21 protein-coding genes are annotated in these 19454 nt (G+C 64.6%); 8 read left to right on the top strand and 13 right to left on the bottom strand.

Going from position 1 to position 19454, the window contains the following annotated elements; all coding sequences use genetic code 11:
* Window positions 1-81: 81 nt before the first annotated feature.
* On the bottom strand, window positions 82-1158 hold the full coding sequence (gene ribB, locus X268_RS06990) for a 3,4-dihydroxy-2-butanone-4-phosphate synthase (RefSeq protein WP_100180274.1): 1077 nt from the start codon (window positions 1156-1158) through the stop codon (window positions 82-84).
* A gap of 169 nt (window positions 1159-1327) precedes the next feature.
* Entirely contained in the window at window positions 1328-3058 is a 1731-nt protein-coding gene (locus X268_RS06985) for a cation:proton antiporter (RefSeq protein ID WP_128924246.1), read from the bottom strand.
* A 67-nt stretch (window positions 3059-3125) separates the two neighbouring features.
* Here X268_RS06985 and X268_RS06980 point away from each other — a divergent pair, with 67 nt between their 5' ends.
* A complete protein-coding gene (locus X268_RS06980) occupies window positions 3126-3653 on the top strand; it encodes a DUF3124 domain-containing protein (RefSeq protein ID WP_164937590.1) in 528 nt (175 codons plus the stop codon).
* Between the two features lie 88 nt (window positions 3654-3741).
* Window positions 3742-4974: an aminotransferase-like domain-containing protein gene (locus tag X268_RS06975; RefSeq protein WP_128924244.1), complete on the top strand. Its 1233-nt coding sequence runs from the start codon at window positions 3742-3744 to the stop codon at window positions 4972-4974.
* Window positions 4975-4984: 10 nt separating this feature from the next.
* On the opposite strand, the gene hpaD is transcribed toward X268_RS06975, so the two are convergent.
* On the bottom strand, window positions 4985-5839 hold the full coding sequence (gene hpaD / locus X268_RS06970) for a 3,4-dihydroxyphenylacetate 2,3-dioxygenase (RefSeq protein ID WP_128924243.1): 855 nt from the start codon (window positions 5837-5839) through the stop codon (window positions 4985-4987).
* Window positions 5840-5857: 18 nt separating this feature from the next.
* Complete coding sequence (locus tag X268_RS06965) at window positions 5858-6130, bottom strand: helix-turn-helix domain-containing protein (protein ID WP_164937589.1); 273 nt, start codon at window positions 6128-6130, stop codon at window positions 5858-5860.
* A gap of 159 nt (window positions 6131-6289) precedes the next feature.
* Here X268_RS06965 and X268_RS06960 point away from each other — a divergent pair, with 159 nt between their 5' ends.
* Window positions 6290-6742, top strand: coding sequence for a hypothetical protein (locus tag X268_RS06960; protein WP_128929173.1), 453 nt, complete (start codon window positions 6290-6292; stop codon window positions 6740-6742).
* A gap of 175 nt (window positions 6743-6917) precedes the next feature.
* Window positions 6918-7148, top strand: a complete 231-nt coding sequence (locus tag X268_RS06955) for a hypothetical protein (protein ID WP_128924241.1) — start codon at window positions 6918-6920, stop codon at window positions 7146-7148.
* Between the two features lie 66 nt (window positions 7149-7214).
* On the opposite strand, the gene X268_RS06950 is transcribed toward X268_RS06955, so the two are convergent.
* The 5 genes from X268_RS06950 to X268_RS06930 all read right to left on the bottom strand — a co-directional run bounded on the left by X268_RS06950 (window position 7215) and on the right by X268_RS06930 (window position 12336).
* On the bottom strand, window positions 7215-8033 hold the full coding sequence (locus X268_RS06950) for an aldo/keto reductase (protein WP_128924240.1): 819 nt from the start codon (window positions 8031-8033) through the stop codon (window positions 7215-7217).
* 223 nt (window positions 8034-8256) lie between these two features.
* Window positions 8257-9825 carry an alkaline phosphatase D family protein gene (locus X268_RS06945; protein WP_128924239.1) on the bottom strand — a complete coding sequence of 523 codons (1569 nt, stop codon included), beginning with the start codon at window positions 9823-9825 and terminating at the stop codon, window positions 8257-8259.
* 180 nt (window positions 9826-10005) lie between these two features.
* Window positions 10006-10425: a hypothetical protein gene (locus tag X268_RS06940; protein WP_128924238.1), complete on the bottom strand. Its 420-nt coding sequence runs from the start codon at window positions 10423-10425 to the stop codon at window positions 10006-10008.
* A gap of 109 nt (window positions 10426-10534) precedes the next feature.
* The gene (locus X268_RS06935) at window positions 10535-11536 is read right to left on the bottom strand and encodes an NAD(P)H-dependent flavin oxidoreductase (protein ID WP_128924237.1); all 1002 of its coding nucleotides are present in this window, start codon (window positions 11534-11536) and stop codon (window positions 10535-10537) included.
* 62 nt (window positions 11537-11598) lie between these two features.
* A complete protein-coding gene (locus tag X268_RS06930) occupies window positions 11599-12336 on the bottom strand; it encodes an SDR family oxidoreductase (protein ID WP_128924236.1) in 738 nt (245 codons plus the stop codon).
* A 157-nt stretch (window positions 12337-12493) separates the two neighbouring features.
* On the opposite strand from X268_RS06930, the gene X268_RS06925 reads away from it, so the two are divergent.
* On the top strand, window positions 12494-12958 hold the full coding sequence (locus X268_RS06925; protein WP_128924235.1) for a winged helix-turn-helix transcriptional regulator: 465 nt from the start codon (window positions 12494-12496) through the stop codon (window positions 12956-12958).
* A 55-nt stretch (window positions 12959-13013) separates the two neighbouring features.
* On the opposite strand, the gene X268_RS06920 is transcribed toward X268_RS06925, so the two are convergent.
* The 4 genes from X268_RS06920 to X268_RS06910 all read right to left on the bottom strand — a co-directional run bounded on the left by X268_RS06920 (window position 13014) and on the right by X268_RS06910 (window position 16537).
* Window positions 13014-14633 carry a DHA2 family efflux MFS transporter permease subunit gene (locus tag X268_RS06920; protein WP_128924234.1) on the bottom strand — a complete coding sequence of 540 codons (1620 nt, stop codon included), beginning with the start codon at window positions 14631-14633 and terminating at the stop codon, window positions 13014-13016.
* Window positions 14630-15781, bottom strand: coding sequence for an HlyD family secretion protein (locus X268_RS06915; RefSeq protein WP_128929172.1), 1152 nt, complete (start codon window positions 15779-15781; stop codon window positions 14630-14632). Before X268_RS06915 ends, X268_RS06920 begins: the two co-directional genes overlap by 4 nt.
* 200 nt (window positions 15782-15981) lie before the next feature.
* A complete protein-coding gene (locus X268_RS39305; RefSeq protein ID WP_164937588.1) occupies window positions 15982-16140 on the bottom strand; it encodes a hypothetical protein in 159 nt (52 codons plus the stop codon).
* Between the two features lie 22 nt (window positions 16141-16162).
* The gene (locus X268_RS06910) at window positions 16163-16537 is read right to left on the bottom strand and encodes a PRC-barrel domain-containing protein (protein ID WP_128924233.1); all 375 of its coding nucleotides are present in this window, start codon (window positions 16535-16537) and stop codon (window positions 16163-16165) included.
* A gap of 165 nt (window positions 16538-16702) precedes the next feature.
* Here X268_RS06910 and X268_RS06905 point away from each other — a divergent pair, with 165 nt between their 5' ends.
* The 3 genes from X268_RS06905 (at window position 16703) to X268_RS06895 (ending at window position 19364) form a co-directional block, all read left to right on the top strand.
* Entirely contained in the window at window positions 16703-18490 is a 1788-nt protein-coding gene (locus tag X268_RS06905; RefSeq protein WP_128924232.1) for a thiamine pyrophosphate-requiring protein, read from the top strand.
* Between the two features lie 8 nt (window positions 18491-18498).
* Window positions 18499-18726, top strand: a complete 228-nt coding sequence (locus X268_RS06900; RefSeq protein WP_128924231.1) for a hypothetical protein — start codon at window positions 18499-18501, stop codon at window positions 18724-18726.
* An 86-nt stretch (window positions 18727-18812) separates the two neighbouring features.
* The gene (locus X268_RS06895; RefSeq protein WP_128924230.1) at window positions 18813-19364 is read left to right on the top strand and encodes a DUF4142 domain-containing protein; all 552 of its coding nucleotides are present in this window, start codon (window positions 18813-18815) and stop codon (window positions 19362-19364) included.
* The last annotated feature ends 90 nt before the right edge of the window (window positions 19365-19454 follow it).

Genomic DNA, 19454 nt, shown 5'->3' with positions numbered 1-19454 from the left:
TCGAACCCGGAATCTCCTTATCCATCACTCCGAGATTCCGGGTCTGGCGCTTTCAGCGCCATCCCGGAATGACGCTATGCGTCAGCTCTCGAGCTGCTCGTTGGCGACGATCTCGATGCCGAAGCCCGACAGGCCCTTGTAGTCGTGCACCGAGGAGGTGAGATGCCGGATCGAGGTGACGCCGAGGTCGCGCAGGATCTGCGCGCCGACGCCAACCTCGCGCCACTGGCGGTTGCGGTCGGCCTCGGTCTGCGTCTCGTCCGGCAGCGCCGCGACGGGCACACCGGCCGCACCGTCGCGCAAATAGACCAGCACCCCACGGCCGGACTTCTTGAAATGCTCCAGCACGGCCGCCATGCGCTTGTGCCCGGTGAAGATGTCCTTGACGATGTTCGGCTTGTGAAAACGTGTCAGCACGTTCTTGCCGTCACCGACGCCGTTGTAGACGAAGGCGACGTGGGCAATGGAATCGAACGGCGAGCGGTAGGCATAGCCCTGCAGCGGACCGATCGGGCTTTCGGTGACGAAGGTCGAGACCCGCTCGATCAGCTTTTCACGCGCCTGGCGATAGGCGATCATGTCCGCGATGGTGACGTGCTTGAGCTTGTGCCTGGCCGCGAACTGCGCGACCTGTTCACCCTTCATCACGCTGCCATCGTCGTTCATCAACTCGCTGATGACGCCGACCGGCGGCAGGCCGGAGAGCTTGCAGAGATCGACGGCGGCCTCGGTATGGCCCGAGCGCAGCAGCACGCCGCCATCCTTGGCGATCAGCGGAAAGATGTGGCCCGGCCGGGCGAAATCGTTGGCGCCGACATTGGGATTGGCCAGAGCACGACAGCACGAGGCGCGCTCCTCGGCGGAAATGCCGGTGCCGCCGTCGGGTTTGTAGTCGATCGAGACCGTGAACGCGGTGGTGTGCGCGGAATCGTTATGGGCCACCATCGGATCGAGCCGCAGGCGGCGGGCGTCCTCGGTGGTCACGGGCGCGCAGACGATGCCCGAGGTGTGGCGGATGATGAACGCCATCTTCTCGGCGGTGCAGAGCGAGGCGGCGACGATCAGATCGCCCTCCCCCTCGCGGTCCTCGTCGTCGGTGACGACCACGAGCTCTCCCCGGGCAAAGGCCTGCAAGACTTCCTGAACGCTATCGGGCATTTCCCAATCTCTATCGGTTGTGCCGGGAGGCTTAGCCGGACTTGGGCCGGGGCGCTAGTGTCCTGGACGCAACCACATATTCCGGGCCGCGGGCCATCGGACGGCCAAGCTTGCACCGAACATACCAGGGATATAGGAGCAAACAGCCGGGCGGGAAGGCCGGCCGCCCTCAGGGCAACACTTCGCGGCGCTCGCCGAGCCGCTGATCGAGTTCAGCGCGCTTGTCGGCCAGGAGCCCGGCCTGGGCCGCCTCGATGACCGTGAACAGCTCGTGGGCATCGGTGAGCCGGGGCACGGTGACGTAGTTGGCGCCGGCTTCATAGAGGCCGCCGACGTCGGCCAGGAGGTCGGCCGTGGCGACGATCATAGCGGTTGGATTGAGAGCGCGGACGTGGCGGACCAGCTTCTCGTTGGTGGCCCCCTTCAGCAGCGAATCCGGCACGCTGAGGATGATCATCTCGGACTTGCCGACGCCGGCATGGAGCAGCGTATCGACATTGCTGATGTCGCCATAGATCACGTGCAGGCCGCGCGAGAGCAGCGTCTGGTACACATTGGGGTTGAAGTCGACCACCGTGATCTGCTCCAGCAGCACCGGGGCCTGCCGCTCGATCTCGGCCAGCAGCGCGCTCGCCGCGCGGAAGAAGCCGAGGATGACGATGCGGCGGGCCTCGCCATGGCCGCCCTCGTGCCCCTCCTCGGCATGGCCGTTGCCATGGTCGAGGTCGCGCAGGCCGATCCGCTTCAACGGCCCGATCGCCCAGCGGGTGATCTCGTCGCTGCGGGTCATCACGAAGGTCGAAAGGACCGCCAGCACCACGAAGGCGAAGGAGGCGGCATTTGCCGTCTCGGCCGCAATGTGGTGGTCGGTGACACCGGTCTGGATCACCACCAGCGAAAACTCGGAGATCTGCGCAAGGTTCAGCGCCGGCAGGAGGCTGGCGCGCAGGCCCTGCTTCATCAGATAGAGCGGCGTGAAGGTGGTGACGAGGCGGCTCACGACCGTGAAAGCGGCGATCATGAGCGCCAGCCCGATCACGGAGAGACCAGGGACGGGAATGGTCATGCCGAGCGCGACGAAGAACAGGGTGATGAAGAAGTCGCGGAGCGTGGTGACCTTGGCGGTGACGTCGAGCGCGTAGGGAAAGGTCGAGAGCGAGACGCCGGCGATCAGCGCGCCCATCTCGCGCGACAGCGACAGCCGCTCGGCGGTCTCGGCGACGAGGAAACACCAGGCCAGCGCGCCGAGTAGGATCAGCTCGGGCCGCCGGGCGATCTGGTGGAACAGCCGCGGCAGCACGTAGCGGCTGACCAGCAGCGCAGCGGCGACCAGCACCGCGACGCGGCCGATCGAGAGCAAGATGACGCTGGCCTGCAGATTGGCAAGGCTCGGCTGCACCGCCAGAAACAGGATGGCGAAGATGTCCTGGAGCACCAGCACACCGAGCGTGATCCGTCCCGGCAGCGTGTCGAGCTCGCGTTTCTCATAGAGCACCTTGACGATGATGACGGTGCTCGACAGCGCGCAGGCGACGCAGAGATAGATCGCATCGAAATGCCCACCGCCGAGCGAGAGGCCGATGCCGAGGAAGAACAGCACCCCGAGCAGGCAGCCGCCGAGCAGCTGGCCGCCCGCCGCGAACAGGATCACCTTTCCCGCCCGCACGATCTTCTTCAGGTCGATCTCCAGACCGATCATGAACAGCATGAAGATCAGGCCGAGCTCGGAGATGACGCCGATCGATTCCTGCGAATGGACCCAGCCGGCGCCGAATGGACCAATGCAAAAGCCGGCGATAAGATAGGCCAGGATCAGCGGCTGCCGTGAGAAATGGGCGAGCAGGCCCAGCATCCAGGCAAACAGAATACAGAGAGTGATGTCGCGAATGAGCTCGTGCATACCAGATCGGTCCGTTTTGCCGCACCCTAGAGACGGGTTGCGGCGCGGCAAGCGAGCAATTCGTCACATGCAAAAAGGCCTGCTCGCGGCAATGCTGCTATGCCCCCTCGCCTTGGCCGCGCCGGCCGTCGCACAATCCAAGGTCAATATCGAACAAAACTTTGCCGATTCTCTCACCGCGATGCCGAAGGAGGGCCTCGCCGTCTCCGGCGGATTCTACGTGCCCGCTTATTCCAGCGTCGCAATGAGCCAGGGCAAGCTGCGCGTCGACTTCTCGGTGACCTTGAGTGTTCACAACGCCTCCGAGACCCAGCCGCTAGTCGTCAAACGCATCGCCTATTTCGATACCGCAGGCAAGCAGGTCGAGAGCTATCTGAAGACGCCGGTCGCGTTGAGGCCGCTCGCCACCGTCTCGATCTTCATTCCGACCGACGACGTGCGCGGCGGGACCGGCGCCAATTTCCTGGTCGACTGGGCCGCGACAGGCGAGATCGCCGAGCCCGTGGTCGAAGCCCTGATGGTTGGCGGCGTCGCCAATGCGCATTACGCTTTCATCAGCCAGGGTCGTCCGACCAGCACGGCGGGCAAGAAGTAAGGCCGTCCACCCCGGACGGCCGGCAAGAACAAGATTGGCCGGTGCAAGGCCGGCTGGCTCAACAAGAACAGAAACGAGGAACGCTCCCATGACGTCCAGCTTCGATTTCGCGCCCCTGTTTCCGGCGGGGCTGCCGGCCCCCTCTGCGCGCTGGACCGGCCTTGCGAAGTACAGTTTTGTCGGCGGCAACAACGATTCCGAACAGGTGCCGCTCGACGAGCTGATCGAAGCGACCAACACGGTGCTACGGCGCGAGGGCCGGTCGCTCGCCACGTACGGGTTGGCGCATGGTCCGCAGGGCTACCTGCCCTTGCGCGAGTTCCTGGTGACCAAACTCAAGCGCGATGCCGGCATCGCCTGCACCGTGGACGATCTCCTGATCGTCTCCGGCTCGCTGCAGGCGCTCGACCTCGTCAACGCGACGCTGCTGACCCGCGGCGACACCGTGATCTTCGAGCAGGAGAGCTATCAGGGCTCCCTGACCCGTCTGGCGCGGCTCGGTGTCAACGTCGTCGGCATTCCCCTCGACAAGGACGGCATGCGCATGGACGTGCTGGCCGCCACGCTGGCCGACCTCAAGAGCCGCGGCATCAGGCCGAAATACATCTACACCATTCCGACGGTGCAGAACCCGACCGGCAGCATCATGCCCGAGAGCCGCCGCACTGAGCTGGTGCGGCTCGCGACCGAATACGGCGTGCCGATCTTCGAGGACGATTGCTATGCCGACCTGGTCTGGTCGGGGCAGCGGCCGCCGGCGATCTACGCGATGAGCCCGAACGGCGGCGTGATCCATATCGGCTCGTTCTCGAAGTCGATCGCGCCGGCGCTGCGCGTCGGCTTCATCGTCGCGCCATGGGAGGTGATGTCGCGGATGCTGGCGCTGAAGACCGATGCCGGCTCCGGAGCGCTGGAGCAGATGGTGCTGGCCAGCTATTGCAAGCCGCATTTCGCAAGCCACGTGCCGGCCCTGACCAAGGCGCTGCGCAGCAAGCTCGACACGCTGATGGAGGCGCTGAACGAGCAGTTCGGGACGGCAGCGGAGTTCGAGGAGCCCAAGGGCGGCATCTTCCTCTGGGTCAAGCTGCCCGACCAGGTCGATACGCTGAAACTGTATCAGGCCGCGCTCGCCGCCGGCGTCTCGATCAATCCGGGGCCGGAATGGTCGACCAACAAGGGCCATTCCAGCTCGCGGCTGCGGCTATGCTTTGCCAGCCCCACGCACCAGCAGATCCGCGATGGCGTCGCCGTGCTGGCCGAGGTCTGCCGCAAGGAGTTCGGCGTGCCGGCCCGCAGCGCCAATGTCGAGAAGCAGGCCTGAGGCCGCGGCTTCACGCCTCGAGGTGAAACTCCACGTTGACCTGGCCGGAGCCCGACGAGGGAAAATAGTCGCAAAGCTGCTCGGCGGCGCCGCGGTAGTCGTACCAGCCGAGCGCCGCGAACAGCATGATGGTGTCGGCCATGCCGCCCTCACCGTTGCACTTGGTGGCGTACTCGGGAAGCATGTCGAGGAATTCGCGGTAGCGGCGGCGCTGCCACAGCTCGAGCACGCGCAGATCGACCTGGCGGTTGAACTCGCTGGCGACCGACGTCCACGCCTCGGGCCCCAGCTTCTTGTTCGGCCAGAGCCGATGCGAAAGCGATCCGCTGGCGAGGACGGCGACCCGCTCACCGGATTCGTCGATCGCCCGGCGCGTCGCTTCACCGAGGAGCCGGCTCTCCTCGAACGACGTGAACAGCGGGGAGGCGACCGAGACGACCTTCGCAAAACCGTCGGGATTTAAGTAGTGCATCGGCACGATGGTGCCGTATTCGAGACCGAGGCTGGCCACCTGATGGGCAATCACGTTCAGGCCCGCCTCGCCGGCCCTGTTCGCGATGGCTTCCGCCAGAGACGTATCACCCGGCAGATCGTAGCGCAGATCCTGGATCATCTGCGGCGCCTCGTGGCTCGTGAACGAGCCGCGGTGCCGCGCATTGGCGTTGATGTGGTAGCCGAAATTGGAGAGCCAGTGGGTGTCGAACACCACGAAGCAGGTCGCGCCGCGCTCTTTCGCCCGCCGGCCGAGCTCGCGCAGCGAATCGACGGCGGCTTTGCGCGCGTCGCGTAACGGGCTGCCGGGTTGCTCCGACAGCATCAATGATGGAACGTGGGTGACCTTGGCCGCGAGTACCAGCTGCCCCATGGCGGTCACCTTGAAGCGTCAGGCCGCCTGGGGCTGACTGCTGTGGATCGCGGAGGCCAGCCGCAGCAAGAGGACGATCGAGACGTTGCCCTTGCCGGCCTCGATCTGGGCGATATAGCGCTCGGAGATCCCGGAACGGCGGGCCAGCTCGCGGCGCGACAGGTCGCAGCGCATGCGCGAGGACCGCAAGCGATCACCCAGCTCGGTCAGAAACTCGGTCTCGGAATAAGGCGGTACGGCACAGCTCCCCGGCAGCACTTCGCCCGCAAAATCCATGACTTGATTCAGCATTGGTCTATCCAGATTCGCCTTCGGGAAGCGCCATCCTACCCCGGAAAACACCGGCCTCATTGACGCGGATCAAATTCGCGAGCGATCGGGGGCCGCCATGGACGGAAACGGGCGGGATGCTACACTTTGGAATTCTTCGAGGCGGGGTTCTCCAGGGACATGACGCGTTGGTTGAGCCGCTGGATCGCGGCGGGGGTGCTGTGGGCGGCGATCACCTCCGCCGCAGATGCCGAGACGCTCGCGGCGACGGTCGAGCAATGGGGCCTGCTCGGTTCATGGGCGGTCGACTGCGCGGCTCAGCCCGACCGCGACAAAGGCGCGCTCCTGACCTATGAGATCCGGAAGGACGGCCGGGTAATGTACCGGCGCAATTTCGGCGACGCCAGAGACGAGAACGAGGTGGTGTCGGCAACGGTCAACGCCGAAGGCCTGATCAATGTGATGGTGTACTTCCCCTCGCTGCACCAGGCGCGTGAGTTCGGACTGCGGCTGGCGAAGGACGGCAGCCTGCGCGCAATCTACAATCGCAGCGAACGCGGCGAGTACACGATCCGAGACGGCAAATACATCGCGACGGGCGCACCGACGCCCACGCAACGACGCTGCGATTAGGCATTACGCTCGATCACGTTGCTTCTGAAAAAACAGAACGGTGGTTTGCGCTGACGCGGCCGTTGCCTCGGGATCATGCGCTGTCTGAACAGCCATTCAGAATTCTCCCGCTGTTCCTCCGGAACGTTCGCATGAATGCGCGGTTTAGATGTGCATTCGATTGGAGGAGGACATCATGAAGAAGCTTGGTTATGTGGTTGCGGCCCTGGGCGCGCTCGTGATCGCGGCGCCGACGCTGGCAAGCGCAGAGACCGTGGTGATCAAGCGTGGCTACCATCATCATCACGGCCCATACGGCGCCCGCGCCGAATTCCGCGAGCATCGCGACCATGGCTGGCATCGCGGCTGGCGTCACCATGGCGACCGGGTCGTGGTGATCAAGCGCAGCCATCGCCACTGGGACTAATGCAGCGCGCAACATGGAAATGGCCCCTCGCGGGGCCATTTCTTTGCGCATCGAAAACCCGTCCAGCTAATCCCACGGCGGCGCGAAGCCCGGATTGACGCAGCGGCGATCCTTCGGCAGCGCCGCGATCTTGTTGCGGTCGGCATCGTCGAGCGTGATCTTCAGCGCATCGAGATTGGCCTGCTGGCTCTCGCGGCGCGAGGCCTTCGGGATCGCGGCGACGCCGTCCTGATCGAGCAGCCAATTCAGGGCCACTTGCGCCGCGGTTGCGTTGTGCTTGGCACCGATCTCGGCCAGCACCGGATCCGAGGCAACGCGCCCCTGCGCCAGCGGACAATAAGCGACGAGCGGAATCGACTTCGCCGCAAGATAAGCCAGCACCTTCGATTGATCGAGCATCGCGTGATATTCGATCTGGTTGCAGGCGATCGGCGCCCCGATGTCCTCGACCGCGATCTTGAGCAGTACCGTAGTGAAATTGGCGACGCCGATCGCTCGCGTGCGTCCCTCCTCCTTCAGCCTCATCAAGGTCTCGAACACCGCCCCCCAATCCGCGGCCTTCGACGGCCAATGCACGAGATAGAGATCGACATGGTCGAGCCGGAGCTTCTTCAGGCTGGCATCAAAAGCCCGCCTGATCGCGTCCGGGGCGAGGTTCTCGTGCCAGACCTTGGTCGTGACGTGCAGCTCGCCGCGCGGCAGACGGGACGCTGCGATGGCTGCGCCAATCGGCTCCTCATTGGCATACATCTCGGCGGTGTCGATGTGGCGATAGCCGATCGACAGCGCGCTCTCGACCGCGGCGCGGCAGGCATCGCCCTGCATGCGAAAGGTGCCGAGGCCGAGCTTGGGCATGCCGATGCCCTGTGTCTTCAGATTGTCCATGAGCTAACTCCTGACATATTGCATCCCGCCGGACGCGGCCATGCCGCGGGGTGCAGACTCTCTGGTGATGGAAAAGAGGTGGCGGGAGTGATGAGTATAGCGAGGGAGGCAGGAGGCGGCCAATCAAGATCGGGTTAGGTGGGATCAGGTTTGACTATCGCGTCAAGCGAGGCGAGCTCCCCTCTCCCGCTTGCCGGAAGAGGTTAGGCGAGCCGCTCGCCCTTCACGAGTGCTGCGCCACCACCGCCGGGCGCGGCTGCGGCTGTGGCACGAGATCGACCGACCAGAGGGCGCGGTTGTCGACGTCCTTCAAGGTCACGGTCATCATGCCACTGGCGCCGTCGATGTCGACCCGGCCGAAGAATTGCAGCCCGAAACACGGCGCCAAATTCTCGCCCTGCGCGGCGCTGCAGCCGTTCTGGTACATCGCGACCGGGCCAAAGGTGTCGTCGAGTTCTCCCGGGCCCCAGGTGCCGGCATGCAGTGGGCCGGAGACGAACTCCCAGAACGGCTCAAAATCCTGGAATTGCGCCTTGTTCGGATCGTAGTAATGCGCGGCGGTGTAGTGCATGTCGGCGGTAAGCCAGACGATATTGCGCACACCGGCGCGCTTGATGGACGCCAGAAGTTCGGCGATCTCGTGCTCGCGGCGCTCGGGCGACCCGTCGCCGAGCGCGACGGCGTCCAGGCTGATCAGGCCGATCGGCAGGTCGGCCGCGATCACTTTCCAGGTCGCGCGCGAGGCGGCGAGCTCGCGCTTCAGCCAGGCGAGTTGCTCGGCCCCCAGGATCCAGCCGCGGTGATCGCTCCCCTTGTTCCAGGTCTCGTCGCGATAGCTGCGCATGTCGATCATGAAGACGTCCAGCAGCGGACCATAGCCGATCTTGCGATAGACCCGGCCCTGCCGCGCGCCGATATCGCGGATCGGCATGAAGTCGAAGAAGGCACGGCGGGCGCGCGCAACCAGGCGCGAAGTCCCGTCCTGCTCAAAGCCCGCCTCATCGTAGCTGCCGGTCGGCGACCAGTCGTTGGTGACCTCGTGGTCGTCCCACTGCGCCAACATCGGCACCTCGGCATGGAAGGCGCGGAAATTCTCGTCGAGATGGTTGTATTTGTAGTTGCCGCGGAACTGCGCCAGCGTGTGCGCGACTTCGGCCTTGTCCTCGGTCACCAGATTGCGCCAGATCTCGCCGGACGGCAGCGTTTGCTCGGAAGGAATCGTGCAGTCGGCATAGATGTGATCGCCGGAATGAATGAAGAAATCCGGACGGTTGTCGCGCATGGTGCGATAGCTGCGATAGCCGCCGCGCGAAACGTCGATACCCCAACCCTGCCCCGCGACGTCGCCGGACCACAGGAACGAGATCGACTGGCCAGCTGCCGGCGCCGTACGGAAATGGCCAAGGCGGCTTTCGCCGGGAACGCCGGTTGCAATGTCGTCGAAGCGGACGCGATAGAAGATGTCCTGTCCGGCCGGCAGGTCGTTCAGCAGCAGCTTTGCGGTAAAATCGGCCTCCGGCAGCGCATCGCGCAACGCCGACGCAATGATGGTCTTGAAGCTCTCGACGGTCGAGCATTCCACCTGCATCCGCGCGGGACGGTCGGCACGCGCCCAGATCACCGCGGAGCCATCACCGCAGACGTCGCCGGACTGGATGCCGCCTGCGATTTGCGGCCGGTCGGCGGCGCGGCTGAGGTGAGGCTTCGCGAGCGAGGCGATGGCGAGGCTGGAGGCGGAGCGGACCAGGAGTTGCCGTCGGGTCCATGCGCGCTGCGCGCGGAGCGTTGCCATTCAGGAAACCTTCGTCAAATCGCGACGGAAGGTGCCTGCGCCGTTTGACTCCCGGCTTACGGTTTCTTGACTCCGCGCCTACGGTTTTGCGACGTGCGGATGACGAGCGAGATGCAGCCGGGACAATAGTCTGCTCTCTCGCCCGCTAGCGGGCGAGGTAAAGAGGCCACGAGTTCTCGGCTAACGCTTCCAGTTGCAGATGCCGCCGGAGCGGCACGGCCAGGTCTGGATGCGGGTGTCCATCGCCTGTGCGTCGAGCGGATTGCCGCGACGATGCGCAAGCTTCGCGCGGGCCGCGCCGCGCGGCTGCGCGCTGCTGGCATGGACCGCCTTCGGCTCCGCCGCACGAACGCGTTCGGCCGCAACCTTCTTCGGCACGTCGACCGGCTCGGCGCGCGCCTGCGCCTCATTGCCGCCGCGCGCCTCGAGCGCGACCGGTGCAAACCGCGTCTCGGGCCCGAGCCGCTTCGGGGATAGCACGGCCTTGGAGAGATCGAGACCCAGATATTCGTCTGGCTTGTAGTCGTCAGCGCGCGCGACGCCGCCCCAGGCGATCACGAGGGCAACGGCAACTGCAAAAGGAACGCTTTTCAGGACCACGGACGCCTCCTGAAATTCCATGATGAAAGGGACAATTTACCCCTATTTAGGAGGCGTCGCGCGCAATTCCAGCGACCAAGTGCCGCCGTGGTTAAGAAGTTTGGCGGTGTCAGGCGACCTTTCGCGTCGCCCCCGTCCCATCCAGGAACCCCATCAGGCGGCTGCGGATGATGGTTTCCGCTTCAGTCATGATGCGATCGATGAGTTCCTTGCAGGAGGGGATGTCGTGGATCAGCCCTGCGACCATGCCGCAGCTCCAGGCTCCGGCATCCATCTGCCCCTCCAGCATGATCTTGGGATAGACGCCCGCGACCTGATCGTGGATGTCGTCGATCGTCAGCTTGTCACCCTTCTCGTGCTCGATCTCGAGCAGACGGTCGACATTGGCGTTCTTCAGCACGCGCTCGGTGTTGCGCAAGCTGCGCATGATCAGGCGGGTGTCGAGCTCGGTCGCCGCGACCAGCGCGTTCTTCACGTTCTGATGCACAGGTGCTTCCTTGGTGGCGATGAAGCGCGTGCCCATGTTCATGCCGGCCGCCCCCAGCGACAATGCTGCGACGAGGCTGCGCCCATCGGCCATGCCGCCAGAGGCGACGAACGGGATCTTCAGCTCCTCGGCCGCGCGCGGCAGCAGGATCATGTTGGGAATGTCGTCCTCGCCGGGATGACCACCGCACTCAAAGCCGTCGACGCTGACGGCGTCGCAGCCGATGCGTTCGGCCTTCAGCGAGTGGCGCACCGAGGTGCATTTGTGGATCACCTTGATGCCGGCGGCCTTCAGCGCCGGCATGTAGGCTTCCGGGCTGCGGCCTGCGGTCTCCACCGCCTTGATGCCGCCCTCGACGATGGCGGCGATATATTCTGGATAAGGCGGCGCGGAGAAGGTCGGCAGGAAGGTGAGGTTCACGCCGAAGGGCTTGTCGGTCATGTCGCGGCAGCGTGCGATCTCCTTGGCGAGCAGCTCCGGCGTCTTCTGGGTGAGGCCGGTGATGATGCCGAGCCCGCCGGCATTGGAGACGGCAGCGGCCAGCTCGGCAAAGCCGACGAAATGCATGCCGCCCTGGATGATGGGGTGCTCGATGCCGAACAGCTCGGTGATCGCGGTCTTCACGTCGTTCTCCTCCCGGAATTTTGCCTGGGTTGGCTCAGTCTAGCCGGACTTTTGCGCCGCGGTCACCATTTCTCTCCGAACGGGCGGATCTCCATCTCGAACGTCCAGGCGCTCTTCGGCTGCCGGTAGAGCTGCCAATAGGCGTCCGCGACCGAAGAGGGCGGCATCAAGAGATCGGGATTATCCAGCGCACTCGGCCCGAGCGCCTCCAGCCGCCGCTGCCGCACCCATTCGGTGTCGACGCCGGAATCGATGATGAGATGGGCGACATGGATGTTCTTCGGGCCGAGCTCGCGCGCCATCGCCTGCGCCACCGCTCGCAGGCCGAACTTGGCGCTGGCAAAGGCGGCAAAGCCGCTGCCGCCGCGCAAGCTTGCGGTCGCACCCGTGAAGAAGATGTTGCCGCTGCCGCGCGGCAGCATCAGCCGCGCCGCCTCGCGGCCCGCAAGGAAGCCGGAATAGCAGGCCATCTCCCAGACTTTGCGAAACACGCGCTCGGTGGTGTCGAGGATCGGAAAATTGACGTTGGCACCGACGTTGAAGATGCAGACTTCAAGAGGAGCATGTTTGTCGGCGTCGTTGAGGAAGGAGATGACCTCGTCTTCCTTCCGCGCGTCGAGCGAGCGGGCGTGGATCTCGCCGCCTGAGGTCTCGATGTCGCGCACCAGCGGCGCCAGCTTGTCGCCATTGCGGCGGCCTGCGAAGACCGTGAACCCCTCCGCCGCGAATTTCTTGGCGATCTCGGAGCCGATGAAGTCGCCGGCCCCGATCACGGCAGCTGTCGCATTTCGCTTGGGCAAGGTCGCCTCCTCCGGCAAGAACTCATGTGATTGCCGAGAGGCTACAGTTCCAAAATAGAACTGTCAAATGACGACCGTTGATGCTAATCAAATGCGCAAATTATACTGATCGTTCAAGTCAGTTCCTTTTTCAGACTTAAACGCCGGAGATCGCACCATGAAATGGGATACGCTGGAAGAGGAGACCTGCTCGCTCTCCCGGACCGTTGCCGTGGTCGGCGATCGCTGGACGTTGCTGATCCTGCGCGAATGTTTTCTGCGGGTCCGCCGGTTCGAGGGATTCCAGTCTTCGTTGCAGATCACGCGGCACCTGCTCTCGGAGCGGCTGAAGAAGCTGGTCCGGTTCGGCATCCTGCGTCGCGTCCCCTATTCCGAGGCGCCGAAGCGCTACGAGTACATCCTCACGCAAAAGGGCCTCGACCTCTATCCGATCATCATGGCGATGGTGCATTGGGGCGACACCCACATGGGCGACGAGCGCGGCCGCCCGCTGCTGCATCAGCACAAGAGCTGCGGCAAGCTGTTCGACCCCGTCATGGTGTGCTCGGAATGCGGCGAGGTGCTGCATGCCAAACAGGTGCATGTGCATGCCGGGCCGGGGGGCAAGGAAGCGGTGGGGTGAGTGGCAGCATCTTCGTGATCGACGCTCGCTCCCGCCACTTGCAACAGCAACGCAATCAATGCCCCCGCGCCGGCCCACCCAGCTTGATCGGCCGCAGCACGGCCGCCGTGGGAATCATCAGCACCGCTATGATCGCCAGCGTCCAGAACACGTCGATATAGGCGAGCAAATCGACCTGCTGCTGCAAGGTGCGACCGACCCACGCGACGGCCTGTGACGCTGCATCGCTCGCATTGGAGCCTTGCGCCTGAAAGTAGCGCGTCATGGTGTCGACGGTCTGCTGATAACCGAGATCGGAGGGCGCGGCGTGCTCGACCAGGCGGCTCTGGTGGAATTGTTGGCGCTGCGCCAACACCGTCTGTGCCAGCGCAACACCCATGGATCCCCCGATATTGCGGGCGACATTGATCAGCGCGGAGGCCTGATTGGTCTTGTCCGGCGGAACGCCGTCGTAAGACGCGGTCGTGACAGGCAGGAACAGGAACGGCAGACCGAGCGCGAGGAAGATGCGCGACAGCGCCGCATAGCCATAGGTGATGTCGCCGGTAAGCCCGGTGAGATGCCACATCGAGAGCGCGACGATCGCCGCGCCGAACATGATGAGATATTTCGGCTGCACCGTAGCGACGAGGCGGCCGACCACGGGCATCAGCACGAGGGTCGCGACGCCGCCCGGCGACAGCGCGAGGCCGGCCAGCATGGCAGTGTAGTTCAACTCGGTCTGGAGCAGCTGCGGCAAGAGCTGCGTGGTCGAGATCAGCACGGCCCCGGTGGCCAGCATTACCAGGAAGCAGGCGGCGAACTGGCGGCGGCCGAGCAGGCGCAAATCGACGATGGGATCCTCCCGCGTCAGCTCCCACGGGATCAGCGCGAGCAGGCAGACCGCGGCCAGCAGCGCGAAGACGAGGATCATGTTCGAGCCGAACCAGTCGTTGCGCTGGCCTTCATCGAGCACGAATTCCAGCGACCCGAGTCCGATCGCAACGAGCAGGAATCCTATATAGTCGACGCGCAGGCCCTTGCTGAGCAGCTTCTCCCGCTCCTTCTCCGCATCCGAAGGCTCTTTGACCAGCGTGCCGACCAGGAACAGCGACAGCAGGCCCATCGGCACGTTGATCAGGAACACCCAGTGCCAGGTGTAGGTGTCGGTGATCCAGCCGCCGAGCGTCGGTCCGATCACCGGCGCGACCACGACGGCGACGCCGTAGATGGCGAAAGCCTGGCCGCGCTTATGCGGCGGGAACGAGTCGGCGAGGATCGCCTGCTCGCTGGTGGCCATGCCGCCGCCGCCGAGACCTTGAAGAATGCGGAACAGCACCAGCGATTGCAGATTCCACGCGAAGCCACACAGCAGCGAGGCAAATGTGAAGGTCGCGACGCACATCATGTAGAAGCGCTTGCGGCCGATCACGGTCGAGAGCCAGCCCGAGATCGACAGCACGATGGCGTTGGCAACGAGATAGCTGGTGATGACGTAGGTGCTCTCGTCGATGCCGACCGCGAGGCTGCCTGCGATGTGACGTAGTGCGACGTTGGCGATGGTGGTGTCGAGCACCTCCATGAAGGTCGCGATCGAGACCACGAAGGCGATCAAATAGGGATTGTGCCCGCCGGCCGCCGAGCGCTCCGGCGACCAGCCGCCCGCGGACGCGCCGCCTTGCGCTGTGTCCGTCATCTCACCCTGGTCCAGGGCACGACCGACATGCCTGGGCCAACCGGCAGGTCGGACGGCCAGCTGTCGACCACGATCTTCACCGGCACGCGCTGCACCACCTTGACGTAGTTGCCGGTCGCGTTCTCCGCCGGCAGCAGACTGAAGGCGGTGCCGGAGCCCGGCTGCATCGAATCGACGTGGCCGGTGAGCTTGCGGCCGGGATAGGCATCGATGCGGATCTCGACCGGCTGGCCCGGACGCATGTCGCCCAGCTGCGTCTCCTTGTAGTTCGCGACGATCCAGACCTCGTCGGGCACGAACATCATCAGGCTCTGTCCCGCCGTGACGAACGTGCCCTTGGCGCCAGAGAGCTTGACGACGCGGCCCGACTGGGCGGCGGCGACGCTGGTGTATTGCAGGTTCAGCTTGGCCTGATCGAGCTGCGCCTGCGCCTGCCCGAGCTGCGCCCGGGCGCCTTCGAGCTGGGCCTGCAGCGTCTTGATGCCGAGCTGCGCCGATGTCACCGCCGTCCTGGCGCGTTCGGTGTTGGCCTGCTGCGCCTGAAGGTCCGAGCGGGTCTGCTGCTGGCGCTGCACGGTGCCGGCGCCCTTCTCGACCAGATCCTGGGCGCGCGTGAATTCCTCCTGCGAAAATTGAAGCTGGGCCTGGGCCTGTTCGAGCTGAGCCTCGGCCTGCTTGATCTGCTCATGCTGCGAATCGATCTGCGCCTCGACATTGGCAATGTTCGCCTTGGCGCTGGCCACCTGCGCGTCGGCCTGATCGATGGCGATGCGATAATCGCGCTCGTCGATCTTGGCGAGGAGATCGCCGGAATTGACGTGCTGGTTGTCGGTGACGGGAATGTCGGTCACGTAGCCGCCGACCTTCGAAGCGACCGAGAAGCTTCGCGCTGCGACGAACGCATCGTCGGTCGCTTCGTAGTGACGGACCTGCAGCCAATAGAGCAGGCCGCCGACGAGCGCGGCAATCAAAACGACGGCACCTGCGGTTGCAAGCAGCCAATGCTCACGAAGCCGCTCTCCCGCCGACGACGGTCTGGGCGACTGGCCGTCGGCGCTGCGGGTCGGATCAGGCGGCGCGTTTGGAGCCTGCTTCGCCCTCTGCGGCTGCTCCGCGGACGGCCCATGCTCCCGTATCTGAGCATCCACGGCCAACGACCTTTCTCAGGATTGAGCTGACGCCAGAACGCTTTGGAGTAGGTCTTGTGCGCCGCCGGCCCAACCTCGGCGCCGACACTTGGTTCCGCCCTGCCAACGCGCCGCGATCATTCGTGATCACGCCGTCAAAAAAACGAAGCGCGGCATCTCGTACCGCGCTCGTCTCGATATTCCGCGACAGTGCGCCTCTCTCAGTGCGTCTTCGTCCGATGCCATTTCTCGAGATCTGGCTTCACCTCGTCCGATCGCTGCTCCTTCTCCGGATGACCCTTCCAGGGCTTGTCCGTCTGTCGGTGGGATCCCCAATCGTTCTGGTCGCGGGGATCGTCGTTGGGTCGCTCCTTGCTCATCGAACTCCCTTCCATGCATCGTTTATGCGAAAGGAACGCCGTAATAGGAGTTGATGCCGCGAACCGCGGCTTCATCGCCCCAGTTCCAGTCGCTCCGTTCGCTGTATCTCGGCGCGCTTTGCAGATCCTTGGCGGTAATCGCCGTCACGTAACCGCCCAGCTCCGTGTCGTATTTCAGCGACTGCCAAGGCAACGGATAGTGGTCGTTGCCGAGGCCAAGAAATCCGCCGAAGCCAAGCACGGCGTAGGACACCTTGCCGCTGACCTTGTCGATCATCACGCGCTCGATCGATCCGATCCGGTAGCGATCGGCGCCGAAGACCGATGTTCCCTCGACCTTGTCGCTGCCGATCAGACGTCCCATCTCGGCGCGATCCAGCTCACCTTGATTCAACATCTCAGTGCTCCACTCAGCCAATACGTGAATCAACCGGACGGGCGAGCGATCGTTCCGCCGCTGTTCCGCGCGCGGGCCGGAAACATCCCGGGAAAGCCAGGAACATCGCGGGAGACGATGGGTTCTCTGAGCCTCAGCCAGCTCGCAGAACCGAAGAGCCACACGATGACCCAGACAGTCTCCGACTTCATCGTTGAGCGCCTGCATCAATGGGGCGTGCGCCACATCTTCGGCTACCCCGGCGACGGCATCAACGGCGTGTTCGGCGCAATGAACCGGGCCGAAGGCAGGATCGGGTTCGTGCAGGCACGGCACGAGGAGATGGCGGCGTTCATGGCGAGCGCCTACGCCAAGTTCTCGGGCCAGCTCGGCGTCTGCATCGCGACCTCCGGGCCCGGTGCCTCGCATCTCATCACCGGGCTGTACGATGCGCTGCTCGATCACCAGCCGGTGCTGGCCATCGTCGGCCAGCAGGCCCGCAACGCCCTCGGCGGGCACTATCAGCAGGAGCTCGACCTTCTCTCAATGTTCAAGGACGTCGCCGGTGCCTACGTCATGCAGGCGTCCTCGCCTGCACAAGTGCGGCACCTGATCGACCGTGCGGTTCGGATCGCGCTGGCGCGGCGCACTCCGACGGTGATCATCCTGCCCAACGATTTGCAGGAAGAGCCGTACGAGAGCCCGCCCCGCGCGCACGGCACATTGCACTCCGGCATCGGCTACAGCGCGCCCAGTATCACGCCGCGCGAGGCCGATCTCGATCGCGCCGCAGAGATCCTCAATGCCAGCAAGAAGGTCGCGATGCTCGTCGGCGCCGGTGCGCTTCACGCCACCGAGGAGGTGATCGCGGTCGCCGACCGGCTGTCGGCCGGCTGCGCCAAGGCGCTGCTCGGCAAGGCCGCGCTGCCGGACGAGCTGCCCTGGGTCACCGGCGCGATCGGCCTGCTCGGCACCGAGCCCAGCTACAACATGATGATGGAATGCGACACGCTGCTGATGGTCGGCTCGGCCTTCCCCTACGCCGAGTTCCTGCCAAAGGAGGGCGCCGCGCGCGGCGTGCAGATCGACATCGACGCCAGCATGATGTCGATCCGCTTTCCCATGGAGGTCGGCCTCGTGGGCGACGCCGCCGAGACGTTGCGCGCACTGTTGCCGCGACTGAAACCCAGAAGCGACGGCGCCTGGCGCCAGAGCATCCAGGAGGACGTCGCGAGATGGTGGAAGACGCTGGATGACCGTGCGCATCAGCCCGCGGCGCCGGTCAATCCGCAGCTCGTCGCCTGGGAGCTGTCCCCGCGCCTGCCGGACCGCGCCATCATCACCAGCGATTCCGGCTCTTGCGCCAACTGGTTCGCGCGCGACCTGAAGATGCGGCGCGGCATGACGGCATCGCTCTCCGGTGGCCTCGCCTCAATGGGTGCCGCGGTGCCCTATGCGCTCGCCGCGAAATACGCCCATCCTGATCGGCCGGTGATCGCCCTCGTCGGCGACGGCGCCATGCAGATGAACAACATGGCTGAACTGATCACCGCCGCGAAATACTGGCGCAACTGGAAGGATCCACGCTTCATCGTCTGCGTCTTCAACAATGAGGACCTCAACCAGGTGACGTGGGAGCAGCGCATCATCAACGGCGATCCCAAGTTCGAGGCCTCGCAGCGCATTCCCGACGTCTCCTATTCCCGCTTCGCCGAGCTCATCGGGCTGCGCGGCATCTTCGTCGACAGTCCGCAACTGCTCGGCTCGGCCTGGGAGCAGGCGCTTGCGAGCGAGATGCCCGTCGTGCTGGAGGTGAAGACCGATCCCGAAGTGCCGCCACTGCCGCCGCATATCACGCTTCAACAGGCCAAGAACTTCTCGCTCGCCCTCATGAAGGGTGACCCTAACCAAAGCGGAATGATCCGGGGAGCAGCACGGCAGGTGCTCGAGACGATCCTGCCCGGAAAGGAATGAGGTGAACCATGAGCGACTTCCGCGATATCCGGCACGGCGTCAACGACCCCGTCGATGGCGTCGACGTGAAGTACCACATCAACGACAACCGGACGCCGCATGAACGGGCGCAGCGCCATGCCGACGTACGGGCCGATCCAACCCCTACGCCAGCCGAGCCGTTTCTGCCGGAGCGGCTTCGACGCAAGCCGACCGATCCCATCAATCCCCGCACCGGACGGAATCCCGCGGATTGATCGTTAGGAACCACGGCCCCGGCGGCGTGTTGATCGGCGCAACAACGCGCGGCAAGCGGCCGCACACCAGATTGGAGTGACCAAACATGAAACGTGCCGTCATCGCCCTCGCTTGCGTGCTCTTCGCAGGCCCTGCGCTCGCCCAATCGCTTGGCGAAAAGACCGGCGTCAATTCCGCGCTCGGCGTCTCACCGACCACCGCCGACTTCGTCAAGCAGGTCGCGATCAGCGACATGTTCGAGATCGAGTCGAGCAAGCTTGCCCAGCAGAAGGGTAACGCGCAGGAGAAGAGCTTCGCTCAGCAGATGGTCACCGACCACACCAAGACCAGCACCGAGCTCAAGGGCTTGGTCGGCGACAAGAAAATCCAGGCAACGCTTCCGGCAGAGCTCGACAGCTCGCACCAGAGCAAGCTTGACAAGCTCAAGAATGCGAACGGTAAGGATTTCAGCTCGGATTACAATTCCTATCAGGTGAGCGCCCATGAGGATGCCGTCTCGCTGTTCGAGCGTTACGCCAAGGGCGGCGACAATGCCGAACTCAAGGATTGGGCCGGCAAGACGCTGCCCGCCCTGAAGCATCATCTCGACATGGCCAAGGAGCTCGGCAAGGCGCCGAGCGTCGGCCAGTCGAAGTAACGCATTGCTGAAGGACGCCGGCGCCCCGGCGTCCTCCCCTTAGCAACGGCAGTCGTCTCCGCGCATTGAGCCTTGATCATCGCGGAGAGC

It is taken from the genome of Bradyrhizobium guangxiense, assembly GCF_004114915.1.
GTDB lineage: Bacteria > Pseudomonadota > Alphaproteobacteria > Rhizobiales > Xanthobacteraceae > Bradyrhizobium > Bradyrhizobium guangxiense.
Note: the sequence above shows the minus strand (reverse complement) of the source record. Positions and strands in the feature narration are given on the sequence as shown.

Excerpts from the sequence above, each read along its gene's own strand:
- ribB (WP_100180274.1), bottom strand. The coding sequence starts at position 1,158 with ATGCCCGATAGCGTTCAGGAAGTCTTGCAGGCCTTTGCCCGGGGAGAG.
- X268_RS06985 (WP_128924246.1), bottom strand. The coding sequence starts at position 3,058 with ATGCACGAGCTCATTCGCGACATCACTCTCTGTATTCTGTTTGCCTGG.
- X268_RS06980 (WP_164937590.1), top strand. The coding sequence starts at position 3,126 with ATGCAAAAAGGCCTGCTCGCGGCAATGCTGCTATGCCCCCTCGCCTTG.
- X268_RS06975 (WP_128924244.1), top strand. The coding sequence starts at position 3,742 with ATGACGTCCAGCTTCGATTTCGCGCCCCTGTTTCCGGCGGGGCTGCCG.
- hpaD (WP_128924243.1), bottom strand. The coding sequence starts at position 5,839 with ATGGGGCAGCTGGTACTCGCGGCCAAGGTCACCCACGTTCCATCATTG.
- X268_RS06965 (WP_164937589.1), bottom strand. The coding sequence starts at position 6,130 with ATGCTGAATCAAGTCATGGATTTTGCGGGCGAAGTGCTGCCGGGGAGC.
- X268_RS06960 (WP_128929173.1), top strand. The coding sequence starts at position 6,290 with ATGACGCGTTGGTTGAGCCGCTGGATCGCGGCGGGGGTGCTGTGGGCG.
- X268_RS06955 (WP_128924241.1), top strand. The coding sequence starts at position 6,918 with ATGAAGAAGCTTGGTTATGTGGTTGCGGCCCTGGGCGCGCTCGTGATC.
- X268_RS06950 (WP_128924240.1), bottom strand. The coding sequence starts at position 8,033 with ATGGACAATCTGAAGACACAGGGCATCGGCATGCCCAAGCTCGGCCTC.
- X268_RS06945 (WP_128924239.1), bottom strand. The coding sequence starts at position 9,825 with ATGGCAACGCTCCGCGCGCAGCGCGCATGGACCCGACGGCAACTCCTG.
- X268_RS06925 (WP_128924235.1), top strand. The coding sequence starts at position 12,494 with ATGAAATGGGATACGCTGGAAGAGGAGACCTGCTCGCTCTCCCGGACC.
- X268_RS06920 (WP_128924234.1), bottom strand. The coding sequence starts at position 14,633 with ATGACGGACACAGCGCAAGGCGGCGCGTCCGCGGGCGGCTGGTCGCCG.
- X268_RS39305 (WP_164937588.1), bottom strand. The coding sequence starts at position 16,140 with ATGAGCAAGGAGCGACCCAACGACGATCCCCGCGACCAGAACGATTGG.
- X268_RS06910 (WP_128924233.1), bottom strand. The coding sequence starts at position 16,537 with ATGTTGAATCAAGGTGAGCTGGATCGCGCCGAGATGGGACGTCTGATC.
- X268_RS06905 (WP_128924232.1), top strand. The coding sequence starts at position 16,703 with ATGACCCAGACAGTCTCCGACTTCATCGTTGAGCGCCTGCATCAATGG.
- X268_RS06900 (WP_128924231.1), top strand. The coding sequence starts at position 18,499 with ATGAGCGACTTCCGCGATATCCGGCACGGCGTCAACGACCCCGTCGAT.
- X268_RS06895 (WP_128924230.1), top strand. The coding sequence starts at position 18,813 with ATGAAACGTGCCGTCATCGCCCTCGCTTGCGTGCTCTTCGCAGGCCCT.